This window comes from Streptomyces sp. HUAS MS02, assembly GCF_055702265.1.
Genome location: NZ_CM146747.1, coordinates 6,398,883 through 6,415,578 on the forward strand (window position 1 = coordinate 6,398,883; position 16,696 = coordinate 6,415,578).

Below are 16,696 nucleotides of genomic sequence, written 5' to 3' on the forward strand. Positions count from 1 at the left end.
GAGAGGGGAGCGGACATGGCTCCACAACAGCGGCGGCATCGGCACAGGAGGCCCCGCGGCAGACGGCTGGCGCTCGTCGCGGCCGGCGTGGTCGCGTCGTTCGCCCTCGCGTCCGTGCCGGTGTACGCCGGCACGCAGCTGGTGGTCCGGGTGACCGACCCACCGGCACCGGCGGCCCCGGCCGCCTCCACGACTCCCACCGGCACCACGGTCCCGGCCGCCACGGCGTCGCCCGTCCCCACGGTCCCGGCCGCGCCGACGGCACCCCTCGTCCCGAACGCGTCCGCCCTGCCGCAGAGCCCCTCGCCCCTGCCGGCCACCCCCTCCGAGGCCCCGAAGCCTCCCGAGCAGCTGCCGGCCATGGGCGCCTATCTGCACTACGGGCCCCGCGGCGTCGCCCGGATCGCCGAGCTCAGCGACTGGCTGGGCGGCTCCGACCTGCGGGTGGCGCACACCTATCTGCCGGGCGACCGCTGGTCCAACATCGAGGGACTGCCCGGCTTCCTGGACTCCTGGGCGGAGTGGCGGCGCGACGAGGACGACCGGATGTTCGTCCTCAACGTGCCCATGATGGAGCGCAACGAGGAGGGCGTATCCGACTGGGAGGTCCGCGCGCTGCTGCGCCGCGCCGCCGCCGGTGCGTTCGACCATCACTACCGCCGACTCGCGGAGCGGCTGGTCGAGTTGAAGATCCCGGACACGGTGATCGTGCTCGGCTGGGAGATGAACGGCATCACGTACACCCATCGCTGCGGGCCCGACCCGGAGAGCTGGAAGAAGTACTGGAACAGGATCGTCACCACGATGCGCGCGGTGCCGGGCCAGAAATTCAAGTTCGACTGGACCCCGAACCGCGGCCGGGACGCCATTCCCTGGACGCAGTGCTATCCGGGGGACGACACCGTCGACATCATCGGCATGGACTCCTACGACCAGCCGCGCGGCATCACCTTCGACGAACAGATCAGCGAACCGTACGGTCTGCAGGCACACGTCGATTTCGCGAAGGCGCACAAGAAGCCCATCTCCTACGCGGAATGGGGACTCTTCCGCAACGGCGACAACCCGGAGTACATGCGGCGCATGCTCGCCTGGATGGACGAGCACAAGCCGCTCTACAACACGCTCACGGACTACTGCCCGCACGGTGTCTGGCAGTGCGCGAGCAACCCGAAGGCGGCCCAGGTCTACCGGTCGATGCTCTTCGGCCGTGACACGCCCGCGACCGCCACTCCGAAGCCGACTCCCACGCCCACCCCGACGCCGACCCCCACGCCGAAGCCGGCTCCCACCACGCCCGTACGTCCGCCGAACTGCTCCCCGCTGGAGCTGGGCGACTGGGTGGAGTACTGGATCGGCGGGAAGCTCTGCATCCGCACGGACTGGTGGGCGCGCTACCGGTGACCCGCGGCCGGCGGCGGGCGGCTCACCGCCCGTCGCCGCCACCACGGTCCTTCCGGCCCGGGTCCTTGGCGCCCTCCGGGCTCTTCGCCTCCTTCCGCGCGCGCCAGCGGCGGACCAGTTCCCTGCCCTGGTCGCGGGCCGCCGCGTCGCAGGCCGCCGCGGACAGCAGCGGTGCGGTGCGGCGGCGGGCGAGCAGCAGCCGCTGGTTGACGACGGTCTCCGGGCGCCAGCGCAGTTTGTACGGCTCGGCGCCCCGCAGCAGGCTCAGCACCTGCTGGGCGCCGGAGCCGACCTGCCCGGCGCAGGCGTCGAGCAGCATCGTGGCGACGTCCGCCTTGCGTTCGCGCAGCCGCGGATGGGCGCCGTAGAGGTAACCGCCGGCCAGCCGTCGCGAGAGCAGGGTGACGTCGACGGCCAGGACGTCGCCGCCCAGCCGGAACTCGGTCACCACCGCGTCCCCCGAGCGCACCATCGGCCCGACCGAGCGGACCAGATGCTCGGAGAAACGGGGCCGCATGTGCTCGGTCGTCACCTTGCGGTCCTGCCACTGGAGCCGGTGCAGGTCCAGCATCGTCCGCAGCGCCGCGTCCACCTCGTCGGGGCGCACGGCACGCGGCTGGATGCCGAGGTCACCGAGCTTGCGCAGCTTGGCGCGCACCCGCTGGGCCCGGGAGTTGGGCAGCCGCCTGAGCAGCTCGTCCATGGGCCGGGCGGGCAGCTCCAGACAGACCGAGTCGGCCACCTTGCGGCGTGGACCCCGCCAGCGGTCGTAGATCCGTTCGACGGCTGCGCCCGGTCGTACCTCGCGGAAGTCGATCAACGCCGTCCGGGCCACGGCCGACAACCCCTCGGCGAGCGCGGCCGACGCCTGCTCGGCGTACTCGTCGTCGAGGAGCACGTCCGCGAAGTCGGAGATGGGGCAGCCGAGCGGGACGAGGGTCGGCAGCGGACGCCGTACGAGCATCAGCGGGGCGACCGCGCGCAGCTCCGCCCCGTCGCGGACCAGCACCAGCCGGAGTCTGCCGGGGGTGCCGTACGACAGCCACCAGGAGTGCAGCCAGGCGTGGTTCTGGAACGGTGTGGCCGCGCCGCACCGCCGGTACAGCCGGTCCCAGGCCTCGCTCAGCTCGCCGAACTCGCCCTCGTCGGTGCAGAGTTCGGCGCGCAGGGTGGTGCTCGCCCCCGTGTGCAGGGTGCTGGTCACAGCTGTCCGTGAGTGTCGGCGGCGAGAGCGGGGCCCGGTACGGAGGCGGCGGGTGGGGTCTGTGGGGTGCGCCGGGGGCGGACCAGCAGGGCGAGCCCGCCGAGCAGCCCGCCGGCTGCGGTGCCCACCAGACCGGTCACCGTCGACGACGCCGAGGACGCCTCGGTCGGCCTGGTCGCGCGGGCGAACTCCTGCAGTTCGACGCGCGTCGACCGCTCGGAGTCGTTCGCGTGCCGGGTCAGTGCCCGTGAGACGGCGTTGGCCATGTCGGCGGCGAGGTCCGGCCGTGCGGAGGTGGCCGACACGGCGACCATCGGCGCGTCCGGTGACGTCGCCGTCCGCACGTTCTTCCGCAGCGTCCCGATCGGCACCCCCGCCCACACCTGGGCGTCCCCGAGCACCGCGACCTGGGTGGCGACCCGCCCGTACGCCTGCGCGAAACCGAGCGCCGACTGAGGGTCCGACCCCTCGGCGGGCACGGCCACGACATAGCTGGTGGCGGTGTACACGGGAGCCTTCACCACGCCGTACGCGCCCCCGGCCAGGCCCCCGAGCAGCGCACCGGCGGCGAGCAGGGACCAGGGGGGCAGGGACCTGGCGCGGGAGAGGGGTGCCGACCCGCGGGCCGGGCTGTCGGACGGGCGTTCGGGCGTACGGTCGGTCATACGGAACTCACTCCCAGGGGCGGGGTCGGCGAGGGCGTGCTGGAGACGGCGGCCGCGTACACGTCCATGAGCTGGGCGGCGCTGCGGGTGATGCAGTAGTGCTGGGCGGCGGCGGGGACGGCACGGGAGCGGGCTCCCTGCGCGCGGACGTCCAGCAGGGCGCGTACGAACGAGTCCGCGCCCCCCTGGACGCGTCGGGCGCCGGTGGTCGCGTCCGGGGGCAGGTCCTCGACCGCCGGGCAGGAGACATAGAGCACGGGCAGCCCGGACGCCATCGCCTCCACCACCGCGAGCCCGAACGCCTCCTCGGCGCTGGGCGAGGCGAGCACGTCCATGGCGTTCATCAGGGAGGGCAGATCGGCCCCGGGGGCCCCGGCGGCCGGACGTTCCCCGGTGAGCAGCACCCGGTCGGCCACCCCGGCCCGCTGGGCGGCCCGCCGCAGCACGCTCTCCTCGGCGCCGCCGCCGACCACCAGCAGCCAGCAGTCGTCCGGCAGCCGGCCGAGGGCACGGATCAGCACGTCGAACCGCTTGCTCGCCGCGAGCCTGCCGACGCCCCCGACGACGTAGGCGTCCTCCGGCAGTCCGAGCCGCCGCCGGGTCAGCTCCCGCAGGTCCGCGTCGAAGCGGAAGCCCGCGAGGTCGATGCCGTTGGGCACGACCTCGATCCGGGGCGCCGGCACGCCCCAGCGCTTCAGCCGGTCGGCGACGCTCGGCGAGACGGCGACCGTGGACCGGCCGAGCCGCTCGCTGGCGAGGTACAGGGCACGGACCCCGGTGGAGAGCCTTCTGCCCTCCATCTGCGAGTCGCCGAGGGAGTGCTCGGTGGCGACGACCGCGCGGACCCCCGCCAGCCGGGCGGCGATCCGGCCGTAGACGCAGGCCCGGTAGAGATGCGTGTGGACGAGGTCGTAGCCGCCCGCGCGGATCAACCGCACCAACCGGGGGAGCGCGGCGAGATCGCGGTTGCCGGCCATGCCGAGGTGGGTGACGTGGACGCCGTCGGCGGTGAGACCGTCGGCGACCGGACCCGGGTTGGTCAGCGTCACCACGTCGCAGTCGACCGGGAGGTGACGCAGCAGCAGCCGCAGTTGCTGTTCCGCACCGCCGACGCCGAGACCGGTGATGATGTGCAGCGCCTTCACGTCGGCCTCAGACCCCCTCGACGGGACGCCGGCGCAACCGGTGCAGTTTCCGCTTCAGCAGCAGCCGCAGGGCCGTGTCCTCCTCGCCGATGTGCACCCGGGGCAGCGCGTACGGGCCGTTCAGCGGGCCGGGGTCGATGGCGCAGGCGTAGGCGTACCCGGCGTCCCGTACGGCGTCGGCGGCGCGCTGGTCGAGGGTGCCGTACGGATAGCAGAACCCCTGGACCGGAGCACCGGTCAACTCCGCGAGCAGGGTCCGGCTGTCGGCGGTCTCGGCGCGCAGGGTCTCGTCGTCCGCCTGCGTGAGGTCGACATGGGTCAGGCCGTGCGAGCCGATCTCGATGCCCTCGGTGGCGGCGGCCACCCGGATGCCCTGTTTGTCGAGGAGCGGCTTGCGCGGGCCCAGCGGGTCCCAGGCGTTCTCGCCGCCGAGCCGTCCCGGCAGCACGAAGAGGGTGGCCCCGCAGCCGTGCGCCCGCAGGCGCGGCAGCGCGCTGTCGACGAAGTCGGCGTACCCGTCGTCGAAGGTGAGCCCCACCAGATCCCGGCCCTCGCCCCGGGCCCGGGCGGCGAGCAGCTCGGCCATGCCGACCCCGCGCAGCCCCCGCCGCCGCAGCCAGCCGAGCTGCGCGTCGAGGCGGTCCGGCGAGACGGTGATGCGGTACGGGTCGTCGGAGCAGTCGCCCACGGAGTGGTACATGGCCACCCAGAGGGGCGCGGCGGCCCCCGGCCGTCCACGGCCGACGGAGACGCGCGGACGCGCGGCGGGGACGGCCGGGTGGTCGGACGCGGACGGGCGACCGCTGGACGCGGACGAGCGTCCGGCGGGGACGGGCGGGCGATCAGCGGGCACGGACGGACGATCAGCGGATACGGACATGGGCGAGCCTTCGTGTGACGGAACGGAGTGCGGGCGTGACGCCGGAGGCGCCCATGGCCCAGGCCAGCAGGACGAAGACGAAGGCGACGACCGCGCCGCCGACGGCGAGACCGAGGACGGGCGAGTCGATCCGGTCGGCGCAGTACATCCCCACCGCGCCCGCGGCCACCGCCGCCCGTACCGGCCGGCTCATCTCGGTCACCACCTGCCGGGTGCGGATCGGCACCGCCCGGCCGCCCATGCCGTACAGCAGGAGCAGGGCGGTCAGGGTGATGCCGACGGCGTTGGCGGCGGCGATGCCGAGGACGCCCCAGGAACCGACGGTGGCCGCGCCGATCCACGAGGTCGCCACGATCCCGGCGGCCATGGCGACCAGGGGGTACCAGGTGGGCCGGCCGGCCGAGAAGTAGGAGCGGACCAGCGCGCTCACCAGGGCGTGCCCGAGCAGCCCGAGGGCGTACACGCGCATCACCGAGGCGGTGGCCGCCGTGTCCCGGGCGGTGAACGCGCCCCGCTGGAAGAGCAGTTCGATGATCTGCGGGCCGCACGCGAAGATCGCCGCCGCGCCGAGCAGCACGATGCACGACACCAGCGCGAGGTCCTTCTCCACCCGGCTGCGGGCCCGCTCGGTGTCGCCCTCCGCCATCGCCTGCGCCACCACCGGGAGGGTGACGGTGCACAGCATCAGCGAGAACGTCATCGGGATCTGGGCCACCTTCTGCGCGTAGTTGAGGTGCGAGATGGCTCCGGCGGGCAGCGTCGAGCCGAGGAAACGCTCGATGAGGACCTGGGACTGACGGCAGAGCGCGAAGAGCAGGACCGTGCTGATGAGGGCGAACTCGACGGGCCGGGCGCCCTCGCCGTCGGCCACCGGCAGGACGCCCGGCTCCTGCGGTGCCTGCTCCTTTCTCCGCAACTGGCGCAACAGTGACGGGAGTTGGGTGAGGATCATCAGTACGCCGCCCACCGCGACGCCGACGGCCGCCGCCCGTACCCCCCAGCGGCCCCCGAGCACGAACATCGCCGTGATGATCCCGACGTTGTAGGCCACGTAGATCGCCGCGGGGGCCACGAACCGGCGGTGGGCGCGCAAGGCCGCGCTGCAGTAGCCGGCGAGGCCGAAGGAGAGGGCGCAGGTGCCGGTCAACCGGGTGCAGTCGACGGCCAGTCGGGGGTTGGGGAGACCGGGGGCGAGCGCCTCGACCAGGTAGGGCGCGCCGACGATCAGCAACAGGGCCGCCGCGACGAAGGCCAGCGTCAGCCGGGGCAGCGTCGAGGCGACCAGGGAGCGAACGGGGTCGCCCACGCCGCCCCGGGCACGGCGGGCCACGGCCACGCTGAACGCCGGCACCAGCACGAACGCCATGCCGTCCTCGATCAACAGCGTCGCCGCGAACTCCGGCACCGTCCAGGCGACCAGGAAGGCGTCCGTCTCGCTGCCGGCCCCGAACAGATACGACAGCGCCTGGTCACGGCCCAGCCCCAGCAGGGCCGCCGCCGCGGTGAGCGCCGCCGTGACGAGCGTGGCCTTGGCGAGGAACCGGCCGGTGGGGGGCGCCACCTCCGAGAGATCGGCGGCACGGGCACCGGGCACCGGCACCGAGGGACCGACGGACGGGGAGGCCGACGGCACGGGGGTGACGGGGCCGGAGCCCGACGGCCCGGTGTGCGTTGGGTCGGAGACGGACGGAACTGCGGTGCGGGCGGGGTCGGAAGCGACGGAAGCCGTCGACACGAGGCCGGAGGGGCCGGCAGTCGGTGGCACGAGGCCGGAGGCACCGGCGGACGGCGACCCGGGGGCAGGGGAGTCGTCAGTCGGCGACACCGGCCCGGCTGGGCCGGAGACCGTCGGCACAGGGTCGGCAGGGGACGTCGTCGACGTGTGGCCGGCGGAAGCGTGCGCCGCAGGAGCCCGGTGCGGCGGCTGCTGTGGCTGCGGCGGTGTCCCGCGCGGTGCGCGAGGAGGCGTCGAGGTCATCGTGCGCCGGCCTCCTCCGGAACACGGGCCGAGGCGGCCCCGACCGGTGCTGCGTCCGTGGCCGTGCGGTCCGCCAGGGCCCACCACGCCACCAGCCCGAAGCACACGGCGGTCAGCACGGTCGTCGGCCCGCCGATGTCCGCGTACACGAAGTCGACCAGCACCCAGGTGACCAGGCCACAGGCGACGAGCCCGCAGTCGACACCACCGAGGCCGCGTTCGCGCCCGCCGACACCCCGTACGTGTCCGCCCGGACCGGCTTCGCGCCGAGCCCGTGCCAGCCCCCGGGCCCCGCACGCCCCCAGGGCCAGCCAGCTCCCCCCGAGCGTGAGCAGGCCGATGAGCCCCTGCTCGCTCAGGACCAGCAGGTACATGTTGTGCGGAGAGAGCAGCGGCTGCTTCTGGTAGGCCGTGCCGGCGCCGGCGATGTCGCTGCCGGAGGAGAGCGCCAGCGAGGCATGGCTGTCGCGCTGCTCGGGGAAGCCCTTCAACCCGACGCCGGTCAGCGGCTGCTCGCGCCACATGCCGACGGCCGCGGCCCACATGGTGTACCGGTCGGTGACCGACTGGTCCGGCGCGTCGGCGACCCGGGTGATGCTGCTGATCCGCTCCTGCAGCATCGCCGACCCGATGCCGAGCCCGCCGACGAGGACGACACCCACGGCGGCCACGGCGGCGAAGACCACCACCGCCCGCCGCAGCCCGGCCAGCACCACCTGGAGCCCGCACGCCACGGCCGTGGCGATCCACGCGCCCCGGCTGAACGACACCGCGAGCGGCAGCACCAGCAGCGCCGAGCAGACCAGCGCCCAGGCCCGCTGCTTCGCCGTGGCGGGCGCCAGCGCGAGACCCACCGCGCACACCAGCCCGAACGACACCACGGTCGCCATCCCCATCACGTCGCCGGCCCCGAAGGTCCCCACGGCCCGGATGTCCTCACCGGCGTAACTGGCCCCGGTCCCGGTGGCGAACTGGTGCACCCCGACCGCGCCCTGCCACAGCGCGAGCCCCACGAACGACCAGGCCAGCACCCGGAAGTCGGACCGGCTCCGGACACAGAGCAGAACCGCCATCGGGACCAGCACGAACACCTGGAGGTACCGGCTCAGCCCGGCGAGCCCGGCCCCCGGGTCGCCCGCCCCGGCCGCGGCCAGCGCGAGACCGGCCACCGGCAGGCCGAGGACCACCGCGGCCGTACGGGTCAGGGGCCGCCGCCGTTCCCGCAGCAGCCGTACGGCGCACCACAGCACGAGGAGGCCGGATACGGCGTCGGCCGGGGTCGCGCCGCCCTCGGCGTCCGGCGTGATCGGCAGCGCGAGCGCGGCGACCACGGCGACGACGGGCAGGACGGGCGTCGCAGCGCGCGCAGAGGTCACGGTCAGCTCCCCGTCGGACGGACGAGCGCGGCGGCCGTGCGGACCAGGATGCAGACGTCCTGCCACAGCGACCAGTTGTCGATGTACGCGTTGTCGAAGCGGGCCCGGTCCTCGATGGAGGTGTCCCCGCGCAGGCCGGTGACCTGGGCCAGTCCGGTGATGCCGGTCCGCATCCGGTGCCGGGCCGCGTAGCCCGGGTAGGTCTGCCCGAACTTGGCTACGAAGTAGGGCCGTTCGGGGCGCGGGCCGACCAGGCTCATGTCGCCGCGCAGCACGTTCCACAGCTGGAGCAGCTCGTCCAGCGAGGTGCGGCGCAGGAAGCGGCAGAACCAGCCCATCTCCTGCTCGTTCGCCACGCTCCACCGGGTCGCCGCCTCGTGCGCGTCGACCGGCCGGTGGGTGCGGAACTTCAGCAGCGTGAACGGCAGTCCGTCCCGCCCGATCCGCTCCTGCCGGAACACCACGCCGGGCCCGTCGCTCAACCGCAGCACCACCGCGCACACCAGCAGCAGTGGACTCACCAGCAGCAACAGCACCCCGGACACCAGCACGTCCACGAGCCGCTTGCCGACGGGCTCTTGACCGCCCGTCAGTTCCAGCCGACGGCACGCGAACCCGGCGAGCAGTTCGGCCGAGCCGTCCCGGTCGTACGAGGGGGACTCGGCGTCCACCTCCCACAGCGCGCATCCGCCGTCCTGCAAGGTCCGCAGCAGCGGGGCGCGATCGGTGCGCGAGCCGACGACGAGCACGGTCTGCACGCCGTTCTGCAGGACGGCCCGCCGCACCTCCTCGGCGGTGGTCAGCACGGGCAGGCCGTCGGTCCCGCCGGCCTGGTCGGCGACGACACCTACGGGCCGGATGCCGCACCCCGGGTGGCGCAGGAACGCGGCGGCCACGCGCTGCGCGGTCGCCGCCGGGCCCACCACCAGGGCCGTCCCGGGACGCCGCACGAGCGCCCGGCGGCGGTACAGGTGCACCGTGCCCCGGCCGAGACAGGCCGCCGCCGACTGCAGCGCGCAGCCGAGGGCCAGCTCATGGGCGGTGAGGGCGTGATCGGGGGAGTGCGCGGCCACACCGGCGCCGAGCACGCACCAGCCCAGCACGATCCGCCCGCACACGGCGGGCAGTTCGTCGAGCGCGGCGGGCACGGCGGGCGGCCGGTAGAGGCGCGCCCGGGTGTTCAGCCACGCCACGGCGAGGGCCAGCGCGGCCGCCATCAGGGGGCGCCCGGGAGTCGTGTCGCCGGTGAGCATCAGCACCGCGAGCAGGGCGGCGCCGCCGTCCACGGCGAGCAGCGGCAGCCCTGAGGGAGGGCGCGCGACGGGCCGTCGGCCGGCCGGGAAGGTCAGGCCGCCGACGGTCTCGCGCGGCGGGGCCACCGAGACGGACGCGCCGCCGAACTCGCGTTGCCGCCCACCGGAGGAGGGGACGGTGCTTTCCGTACGTTCCGCAGTCACGTGTGGATTGACTCCCTGCACTCGGTGGCTTCCCCGCGCCGGCCGTCCGCACCGCCGAGCAGTTCGCGGTACACGCCCGCGACGGCCTCGTTGGTGTGCCGTACGTCGTGCGTGGTCAGTACGTGATGGCGCCCCTGGTGGCCGAGCGACTCCCGCAGCAGCGGGTCGAGCAGCAGACCGGCGACGGCTCCGGCGAGCGCCGCGGGGTTCTCGACGGGCACCGGCTCCTGGCCGGGCGGCAGACTCTCGCGGGCCCCGTCCACCTCGGTGAGCACGACCGGCCGTCCGCAGGCCATGGCCTCCAGCGGCGCCAGCGCCATGCCCTCCCACCGCGACGGCAGGACGACCAGATCGGCCGCCTGGTACCAGGGCACCGCGTTCGCGACCGCCCCGGCGAACAGCACGCTCTCGGGCGCCAGCGCCCGCAGCCGCTCGTCGTCCGGTCCGTCCCCGACCAGCACCAGACGCGCCTCCGGCACCCGCCGCAGCACCTCGTCCCACGCCGCGAGGAGCACGTCCTGCGCCTTCTGCCGGCACAGCCGTCCCACGCACACCACCAGGGGCGCGGCCGGATCGATCCCGCAGAGCAGCGGCAGCTGGGCGCGCACCGCGTCGACGGCGGCGGGGTGGAAGCGCCCGGCGTCGACCCCGTTCGGGATCACCGTCCAGCGCGCCCGGATCCCGGCCCGCTCCCCGGTGATCCGCTCCGCCTTGCTGACGCACACCACCCGCGAGGCCCAACGCGCCCCCGTTCGCTCCCATCCGAGCGCCAGCGCCGCCATCGCGCCGTCGACCGCCTCGAACGACCAGGCGTGCGGCTGGAACACGGTCGGCACGCGCCCCCGTACGGCGAGCCGGCCCGCCAGCCCGGCCTTCGCGCTGTGCGCGTGCACCAGGTCGGGCCGTACGTCGTCGAGGATCCGCCGCACCCCGCGCACCTCGGACAGGAGCGAGGGCCCCGGCGACCGGGTGGCCGCCCAGTGCCGTACGTCGGCGCCGAGCGCGCGCAGCTCGGGGGCGAGCGGACCGTCGGGGCAGGCCACCGCGACGCACAGGCCTTCGGCGAGCTGGGCCCGCACCAGGTCCGTCACGACACGGGCCACGCCGCCGTCGACCGGCTGGGTGAGGTGCAGGACCCGCGACGGAGGGTCGGATGGTGACAGTTGCATGCGGGTTCCTCGCTCAAGGGCGGCGCCGGGCGGCGCGCGTCACGGCTTGGCGTCGACGGCGACGAAGAGCGCCCCGACCCAAGCCGCGTCCCGCTGCGAAACGAGCCGGAAGGCCAACTGGTCACCGCCGCGCCCGATTTCGTCGTCCAGTTCGAGAACGTCCGAGTCGTATCCGAGAGTGTTCGTGTACGCCGGCGTACGCCCCGCGACGACCGCTCCCGGCTGGCTGATCGTCGAATTCAGGATGTCGTCACGAGGGTTGGCGGCGTCCCCGAGCGCTACGGCCGGACCCCGCCCGGTCGAAACGGTGAGCGAGTCCCCCGCGCTCCCGCGATCCCCGTCGTACGCGACCAGCCCCACGGTCCCGCGCGCCCGCTCCGGCAGCGCCGCCCCGGTCAGCCGGATCCGCTGCTCACCGCCCGTCAGGAGTGTGCCGAGGCCCGTCGACAGCGAGTCGAACCCGTCCCACATCGCCAGATGCCGCAGCGGCTCCGCCGGGTTCTCGTAGGCCACCATCAGCGTCCAGCCGCCCCACGCACCGGCAGTCGAACGGCCCATGGCCACATTGACCTGCGCCACCGTGTACAGCCCCGAACCGCTCGACCGCACCAGCTCCGTGACGTCCGCCGAGGCCTGGTACGCGTCCGCGTCCCGTGTCACCCGGTGACCCACCACCGTGTCCGCGAGCAGCTCCTTGTACGCGCCACCCGGCTCCGCGATCAGTACCCGCCCGTTGTCCTTCGGCGGCTTCTGCTCGCCGACCCGCAGGTTCCCGCCCCAGTACAGCCGCGCGTACGACACCCGCGCGCCCGGCGGCAGCCGCACCTCGCCCCGGCTGGAGTTGTAGGTGTTCGGGTCCCGGTCGACGTCGATGTAGAACATGTCGAAGTCGTCGTTCGCGGCGGTCCGCCCCCCGCGCGCGTCGGCGCACGACGGCGTGGCCGGCGGGGGTGCCGAGGTCCGGGGGGACGCCGAGGGCAGGGGGGACGGCGCGGGCTGAGGGGCCGTCACCTGTGTGCGGCAGGTGATGGAGGAGTTGGCCGCGCGGACGATCCCGCCGTGCTGCGACGCCCGGTAGCGCTGGACGAAGGCCAGGCGCTCGGCCTCGGGGGAGGGGGCGGTCGGGGCGGCCGTCGCGGGAGCGCCGGGCCCCAGGAGGAGCACGAGGGCGCAGCAGCCCATCCATGCGCGGCGCAGCGGAGGACCCGGATGAATTCGCATGACCGTCGGTGCCCTTTCGGGAGCTCGTTCGGGTGCTTGTCGGGGTAATTCCGCAGACCGTCTACGTGTCGAATATCTGTGGATCCGATAAAGGCCGCGGCGGGCTGAGGAGGTGCGCAACTCTAGCCCGCCCCGCCCAGGTATTCGCGGAACATGCCAACTGTGTCGGAACGGTGAAGCAAGCGATTTGGGAGATCACCCCTTTGGAGGCACAACCCCCGGCCCATGCCGCGCGTTGACTCCAGCGCCGGGCATCCCCGCCCGAGTGTTTTTGCATCAACTCCAAGGAGCACCTCTCCATGTCGCGTATCGCGAAGGGCCTGGCCCTGACCTCCGTTGCTGCCGCGGCCGTGGCGGGCACCGCCGGCGTCGCCACCGCCGACAGCGAGGCGAAGGGCTTCGCCGCCCACTCCCCGGGCGTGCTGTCGGGCAACGTCGTTCAGGTTCCGGTTCACGTGCCGGTCAACGTGTGCGGTAACACCGTCAACATCATCGGTCTGCTGAACCCGGCGTTCGGCAACAAGTGCTTCAACGACTGACGTTCGAAAACTGACGTCCTCGGACTGACGTTCGCACGTTCACAAACGAACCGGCCGTCCTCCCCGCAGGGAGGGCGGCCGGTTCGTTGTTGCCCCGAATGGGGTCCCTCGGTTGCAGACGGAGAACACCGATTTCACGGTGAAAAGACAAGGTGAAAAGCCAATCCGTCGCACCGTTGAAAGGAACATCCATGCGTGCTCTGCCCGCACGGCGTCTCGCGGTCCCCGCCCTCTGCACCACGCTCCTGCTCGGCGTCACCGCCCCCGCCGCCCTGGCGGCCGACGTCGAGACGACGCGTGACCGCGCCCGGTCGGCGTCCGCCCCCGTCCCCGGCGCGGACGCGCTCCTCACCCAGCTCAAGGGCCTGGGCGACCTCGGTGGCGTACTGAACCCGGTGACCGATCTGCTCGACGCCGTGCTCAAGGCGGACAACGGTCAGCTCTCCGCCGAACAGGCGGCCTCGCTGGGCAAGGCCGTGCAGGAGGCCATCGACAAGGCCAAGGCGGCGGCACCGGCGACCCCGCCGGCCGCCCTGCCGGTCGACCCGGCCGCACCCGCCGTCCCGGTGACTCCGCCCGCGCCGGCCGTGCCCCCGGCGCCCGTCACGCCGCCCGCACCCGCTGTGCCCCCGGCACCCGCCGTGCCGCCGGCGCCGCCCGCCGTGACCGCGCCCGTCGTCCCCGCGGCGCCGTCGTTGCCGGCCGCGCCGCAGCAGGCCGTCACGCTGCCGGCGTTCGACCGGGGCCTCGCGCAGCCGGTCGGCAGAACCGTGGCGGACCCGGTGACCGACGCGCTCACCGCCCTCCAGGCCGCTGTCGACGCCCTGCTCAAGGCGGTCACCTCCGGCGAACTCGCCCAGGTGGTGCCCGCCGTCACCGGTGTGGTGACCAGCCTGGTCAAGCTCATCGCGGCCATCCTGGTCGGCAGCGGCCTGCCCGTCCCCGCCGACCTGCCGCCGGTCCAGCCGCCGGCGGAACTGCCCGCGACGCCGCCCGCGGCCGCGCTGCCCGTGCGCTAGACAGCTGGTTCGTATGACCTGTCGTTCGGCGTCAGATATGACGTGTCCGGTACGGGGTTTCCGCCGGCGCGAGGGCTCGTTGGACACGGCGCAGTGCTTCCAGTATTCCGAGGAGAGGAACACGATGAAGTCCCTGAAGGCCGCCGCTGTCGTTGCCGGGACCATGGCCATCGCTGGCGCCGCCGCGCCGGCCTCCGCCTACGACGCCACGGACGTCACGCCCACCAGCCTCAACGGCGCGGTGAACACGCTCTTCAAGGAGCCCATCTCACCCGCACCCCTGCAGCAGCAGTCGAACGCGCTCGACACCGAGAACAAGGACTCCGTGCTCCACACGGTGAGCGGCGCGACCAAGACCCTCAACTCCTCCGGAGGTCCAGGCCAGCTCCTCGGTGGTCTGCCCCTCCAGCGCTGACCGTTCCCCTCGCGGTCCCACGGGGCCGGTTCCGCGAAGCCGCGGGACCGGCCTCGCTCGTTCTCCCGCCCCGGAGAGGGAAGTCCGCATGAGGGACGTCCGCGATGTTCGAGGCGCGTGTCCCTCGTTCGTGTGGTCGGTCGTCGGCTGTCGCCCGGGCGGGTGAAAAGGCGGCAGGCTCGTTTGGCGGGCGTGGATAGGGTTCCGCGGTGACTTCAACTTCCGCTGAAACCCGCCCTTTCCGCCCCGCAGACCTCGGCACGCTCGTCGTCATGGCATGGAGCGGTGAAGCCCCCGACGGGGACATGCCCTACCTGCTCGCCTACACCCTGGGTGACGGGCAGAGCGGTCCGGAGGGCTCCACGGCCGCCGTCGCGGATCTGCTGACGAGCCTCGGTCTGTCCATCGGCGAGAAGGTCGTCGACGGCGCCGCCCACCCCAGTCTGCCGGTCACCCTGCTCGTCGAGGCGGGCCAGGCCGTCGTCACGATGCCGCAGCTCAACGCCCAGTGCCCCGCGCCGCCGGAGTGGCTCGCCGCCGTCGACCGGCGGGGCTTCGCCTACCTGCTCTTCGCGACCCGCCCCTGGCCCGAGGCCCGGCCCGGCACGCCCGTCGAGCCCGAGGCCCTCGCCGCCTTCGCCGGCGACACCGAGACGCTGACCAGCGCGGCACACGTCCTCCTGCCGGCCCGCAGCCTGCGCGGCTGATGGCCGCCCCGGCAGGGTGGTCGGAGAGTCGGGCCGGTACGGCGAGTGCCGCGAGTGCGACGGGATCCGCTGGTTCCGCTGGTGCGACGGGTGCGACGGGTGCGGCGGGCGTGGCGGGTGCGGGCGTGAAGGGCACGCAGCGCGCGGCGGGCGGCAGTCGTGCCTTCGCGGTCCTGCTGCTGATCACCGGTGCGGCCGGGCTGCTCGCCTCCTGGGTCATCACGCTCGACAAGTTCAAGCTGCTGGAGGACCCGAACTTCACCCCCGGGTGCAGCCTCAACCCGGTCGTCTCCTGCGGCAACATCATGAAGAGCGACCAGGCCTCCGCGTTCGGGTTCCCCAATCCGATGATCGGCCTGGTGGCCTACGGCATCGTCATCTGCGTCGGCATGAGCCTGCTGGCCGGAGCGGCCTTCCCGCGCTGGTACTGGCTGACCTTCGAGGCGGGCGCGCTGTTCGGGGTCGGCTTCGTGACCTGGCTCCAGTTCGAGTCGCTGTACCGGATCAACTCGCTCTGTCTGTGGTGCTGCCTGGCCTGGATCGCCACGGTCGTCCTCTTCTGGTACCTGACCTCGTTCGTCGTCCGCGAGGGCTTCCTGCCCGCGCCCGCCGGGCTGCGGAGCTTCCTGGGCGAGTTCACGTGGGTCTTCCCGGTGGTGCACCTAGGAGTGATCGGGATGCTCGTCCTGACCCGCTGGTGGGATTTCTGGACCAGCTGACCAGCTGACCGGCCGATCAAACGACCAGGCGCCCGGACGACCGAACGATCAGACGACGAAACGAACAGACGAACAGACGACCAGTGGGCCGATAGGCCTCTCGGACTATTGCGGCAGTCGGGCGAATCTTCCGCTGAGGGTGATCTCCGGATCGTTCACCAGATACGGACGCCGAGCCCCGGATCCGCCCATTCCTGAAAGGGACCGTACCGAGATGAAGCCGACCACACGAGGAACCCTTGCCGCCGTCGTCACCGGTGTGGCGGCCGCGGTGGGCGCCTCCGCAGCCCCCGCCGTCGCGGCCGAGACGGTGCCCGTCCCCGTACCGCTCGAAGGGGTGGAGCACTCCCTGAACGTGAAGATGCCCAGGCTGGGCGGGGAGCTGCCGCTGCTGTCGCCGGGCGCCCCCGAGGGACCGAGGTACGTCGAGGGCCGGCTGCTGCCGGCCAGTGCCGTGCCGCAGGTGCCGCTGGGCGCCGCGCTGCCGGGGCTGTGGGCCGAGACCCCGCTGCCCCGGATCGTCGGGGAGGGCTTCGAGCGCGTCGGCGTCGACGCCCCCGCCGCCGACCTGCGGACCCTCACCCCCGGGCTGAACGTGGACACCCCGCTGACCGCGCCCAACCCCGACGCGCTGGGCCTGCCCAGCCTCAAGGACCCCCAGGCGGCCGTCCTCACCCCGGTGCTGCGGACGGCGCCGACCGCGAACCTCGGGCTCGTCTGAGCCCGCGGCGACACGGAGGACGAGGCCCGGGCCGCACGCGCCCGGGCCGGCCACCCGGGGGTCACCGCTACCGAACA

16 protein-coding genes are annotated in these 16,696 nt (G+C 73.7%); 7 read left to right on the top strand and 9 right to left on the bottom strand.

Annotated features, from left to right (window positions below; genetic code table 11):
• Positions 1-15 precede the first annotated feature (15 nt).
• A complete protein-coding gene (locus tag ACZ9QC_RS27565) occupies positions 16-1,404 on the top strand; it encodes a glycoside hydrolase family 26 protein (protein WP_472915578.1) in 1,389 nt (462 codons plus the stop codon).
• Between the two features lie 22 nt (positions 1,405-1,426).
• Here ACZ9QC_RS27565 and ACZ9QC_RS27570 read toward each other — a convergent pair whose 3' ends face one another.
• From ACZ9QC_RS27570 to ACZ9QC_RS27610, 9 genes are all read right to left on the bottom strand, one after another.
• Positions 1,427-2,608, bottom strand: a complete 1,182-nt coding sequence (locus ACZ9QC_RS27570) for a GNAT family N-acetyltransferase (protein WP_472915579.1) — start codon at positions 2,606-2,608, stop codon at positions 1,427-1,429.
• A complete protein-coding gene (locus ACZ9QC_RS27575; protein WP_472915580.1) occupies positions 2,605-3,273 on the bottom strand; it encodes a YveK family protein in 669 nt (222 codons plus the stop codon). Before ACZ9QC_RS27575 ends, ACZ9QC_RS27570 begins: the two co-directional genes overlap by 4 nt.
• Positions 3,270-4,418, bottom strand: a complete 1,149-nt coding sequence (locus ACZ9QC_RS27580) for a glycosyltransferase (RefSeq protein WP_472915581.1) — start codon at positions 4,416-4,418, stop codon at positions 3,270-3,272. Before ACZ9QC_RS27580 ends, ACZ9QC_RS27575 begins: the two co-directional genes overlap by 4 nt.
• 7 nt (positions 4,419-4,425) lie before the next feature.
• The gene (locus tag ACZ9QC_RS27585) at positions 4,426-5,118 is read right to left on the bottom strand and encodes a polysaccharide deacetylase family protein (protein WP_472921826.1); all 693 of its coding nucleotides are present in this window, start codon (positions 5,116-5,118) and stop codon (positions 4,426-4,428) included.
• 163 nt (positions 5,119-5,281) lie between these two features.
• Positions 5,282-6,931, bottom strand: coding sequence for a lipid II flippase MurJ (locus ACZ9QC_RS27590; RefSeq protein ID WP_472915582.1), 1,650 nt, complete (start codon positions 6,929-6,931; stop codon positions 5,282-5,284).
• A gap of 341 nt (positions 6,932-7,272) precedes the next feature.
• On the bottom strand, positions 7,273-8,652 hold the full coding sequence (locus ACZ9QC_RS27595) for an O-antigen ligase family protein (protein WP_472915583.1): 1,380 nt from the start codon (positions 8,650-8,652) through the stop codon (positions 7,273-7,275).
• Between the two features lie 2 nt (positions 8,653-8,654).
• The gene (locus tag ACZ9QC_RS27600; protein ID WP_472915584.1) at positions 8,655-10,109 is read right to left on the bottom strand and encodes an exopolysaccharide biosynthesis polyprenyl glycosylphosphotransferase; all 1,455 of its coding nucleotides are present in this window, start codon (positions 10,107-10,109) and stop codon (positions 8,655-8,657) included.
• Complete coding sequence (locus ACZ9QC_RS27605; protein ID WP_472915585.1) at positions 10,106-11,278, bottom strand: glycosyltransferase; 1,173 nt, start codon at positions 11,276-11,278, stop codon at positions 10,106-10,108. Before ACZ9QC_RS27605 ends, ACZ9QC_RS27600 begins: the two co-directional genes overlap by 4 nt.
• A 39-nt stretch (positions 11,279-11,317) precedes the next feature.
• Positions 11,318-12,499 carry a DUF3344 domain-containing protein gene (locus tag ACZ9QC_RS27610; RefSeq protein ID WP_472915586.1) on the bottom strand — a complete coding sequence of 394 codons (1,182 nt, stop codon included), beginning with the start codon at positions 12,497-12,499 and terminating at the stop codon, positions 11,318-11,320.
• Between the two features lie 299 nt (positions 12,500-12,798).
• On the opposite strand from ACZ9QC_RS27610, the gene chpG reads away from it, so the two are divergent.
• From chpG to ACZ9QC_RS27640, 6 genes are all read left to right on the top strand, one after another.
• Positions 12,799-13,038 carry a chaplin ChpG gene (chpG, locus tag ACZ9QC_RS27615; RefSeq protein WP_045557607.1) on the top strand — a complete coding sequence of 80 codons (240 nt, stop codon included), beginning with the start codon at positions 12,799-12,801 and terminating at the stop codon, positions 13,036-13,038.
• A gap of 191 nt (positions 13,039-13,229) precedes the next feature.
• Positions 13,230-14,057 carry a hypothetical protein gene (locus tag ACZ9QC_RS27620; RefSeq protein ID WP_472915587.1) on the top strand — a complete coding sequence of 276 codons (828 nt, stop codon included), beginning with the start codon at positions 13,230-13,232 and terminating at the stop codon, positions 14,055-14,057.
• 124 nt (positions 14,058-14,181) lie between these two features.
• The gene (locus tag ACZ9QC_RS27625; protein WP_467338572.1) at positions 14,182-14,472 is read left to right on the top strand and encodes a hypothetical protein; all 291 of its coding nucleotides are present in this window, start codon (positions 14,182-14,184) and stop codon (positions 14,470-14,472) included.
• A gap of 209 nt (positions 14,473-14,681) precedes the next feature.
• Positions 14,682-15,179, top strand: a complete 498-nt coding sequence (locus ACZ9QC_RS27630; protein ID WP_217184543.1) for a DUF5949 family protein — start codon at positions 14,682-14,684, stop codon at positions 15,177-15,179.
• A gap of 125 nt (positions 15,180-15,304) precedes the next feature.
• Positions 15,305-15,898 (top strand): vitamin K epoxide reductase family protein, encoded by a 594-nt coding sequence (locus ACZ9QC_RS27635; RefSeq protein WP_472915588.1) that lies wholly within the window; start codon positions 15,305-15,307, stop codon positions 15,896-15,898.
• A gap of 214 nt (positions 15,899-16,112) precedes the next feature.
• Positions 16,113-16,619: a hypothetical protein gene (locus ACZ9QC_RS27640; RefSeq protein WP_472915589.1), complete on the top strand. Its 507-nt coding sequence runs from the start codon at positions 16,113-16,115 to the stop codon at positions 16,617-16,619.
• Positions 16,620-16,696: the final 77 nt, after the last annotated feature.

What these genes read in the sequence shown, in the direction of transcription:
- ACZ9QC_RS27640 (WP_472915589.1), top strand. Translation starts at nt 16,113, where the DNA reads ATGAAGCCGACCACACGAGGAACCCTTGCCGCCGTCGTCACCGGTGTG.
- chpG (WP_045557607.1), top strand. Translation starts at nt 12,799, where the DNA reads ATGTCGCGTATCGCGAAGGGCCTGGCCCTGACCTCCGTTGCTGCCGCG.
- ACZ9QC_RS27625 (WP_467338572.1), top strand. Translation starts at nt 14,182, where the DNA reads ATGAAGTCCCTGAAGGCCGCCGCTGTCGTTGCCGGGACCATGGCCATC.
- ACZ9QC_RS27565 (WP_472915578.1), top strand. Translation starts at nt 16, where the DNA reads ATGGCTCCACAACAGCGGCGGCATCGGCACAGGAGGCCCCGCGGCAGA.
- ACZ9QC_RS27585 (WP_472921826.1), bottom strand. Translation starts at nt 5,118, where the DNA reads ATGTACCACTCCGTGGGCGACTGCTCCGACGACCCGTACCGCATCACC.
- ACZ9QC_RS27605 (WP_472915585.1), bottom strand. Translation starts at nt 11,278, where the DNA reads ATGCAACTGTCACCATCCGACCCTCCGTCGCGGGTCCTGCACCTCACC.
- ACZ9QC_RS27575 (WP_472915580.1), bottom strand. Translation starts at nt 3,273, where the DNA reads ATGACCGACCGTACGCCCGAACGCCCGTCCGACAGCCCGGCCCGCGGG.
- ACZ9QC_RS27610 (WP_472915586.1), bottom strand. Translation starts at nt 12,499, where the DNA reads ATGCGAATTCATCCGGGTCCTCCGCTGCGCCGCGCATGGATGGGCTGC.
- ACZ9QC_RS27620 (WP_472915587.1), top strand. Translation starts at nt 13,230, where the DNA reads ATGCGTGCTCTGCCCGCACGGCGTCTCGCGGTCCCCGCCCTCTGCACC.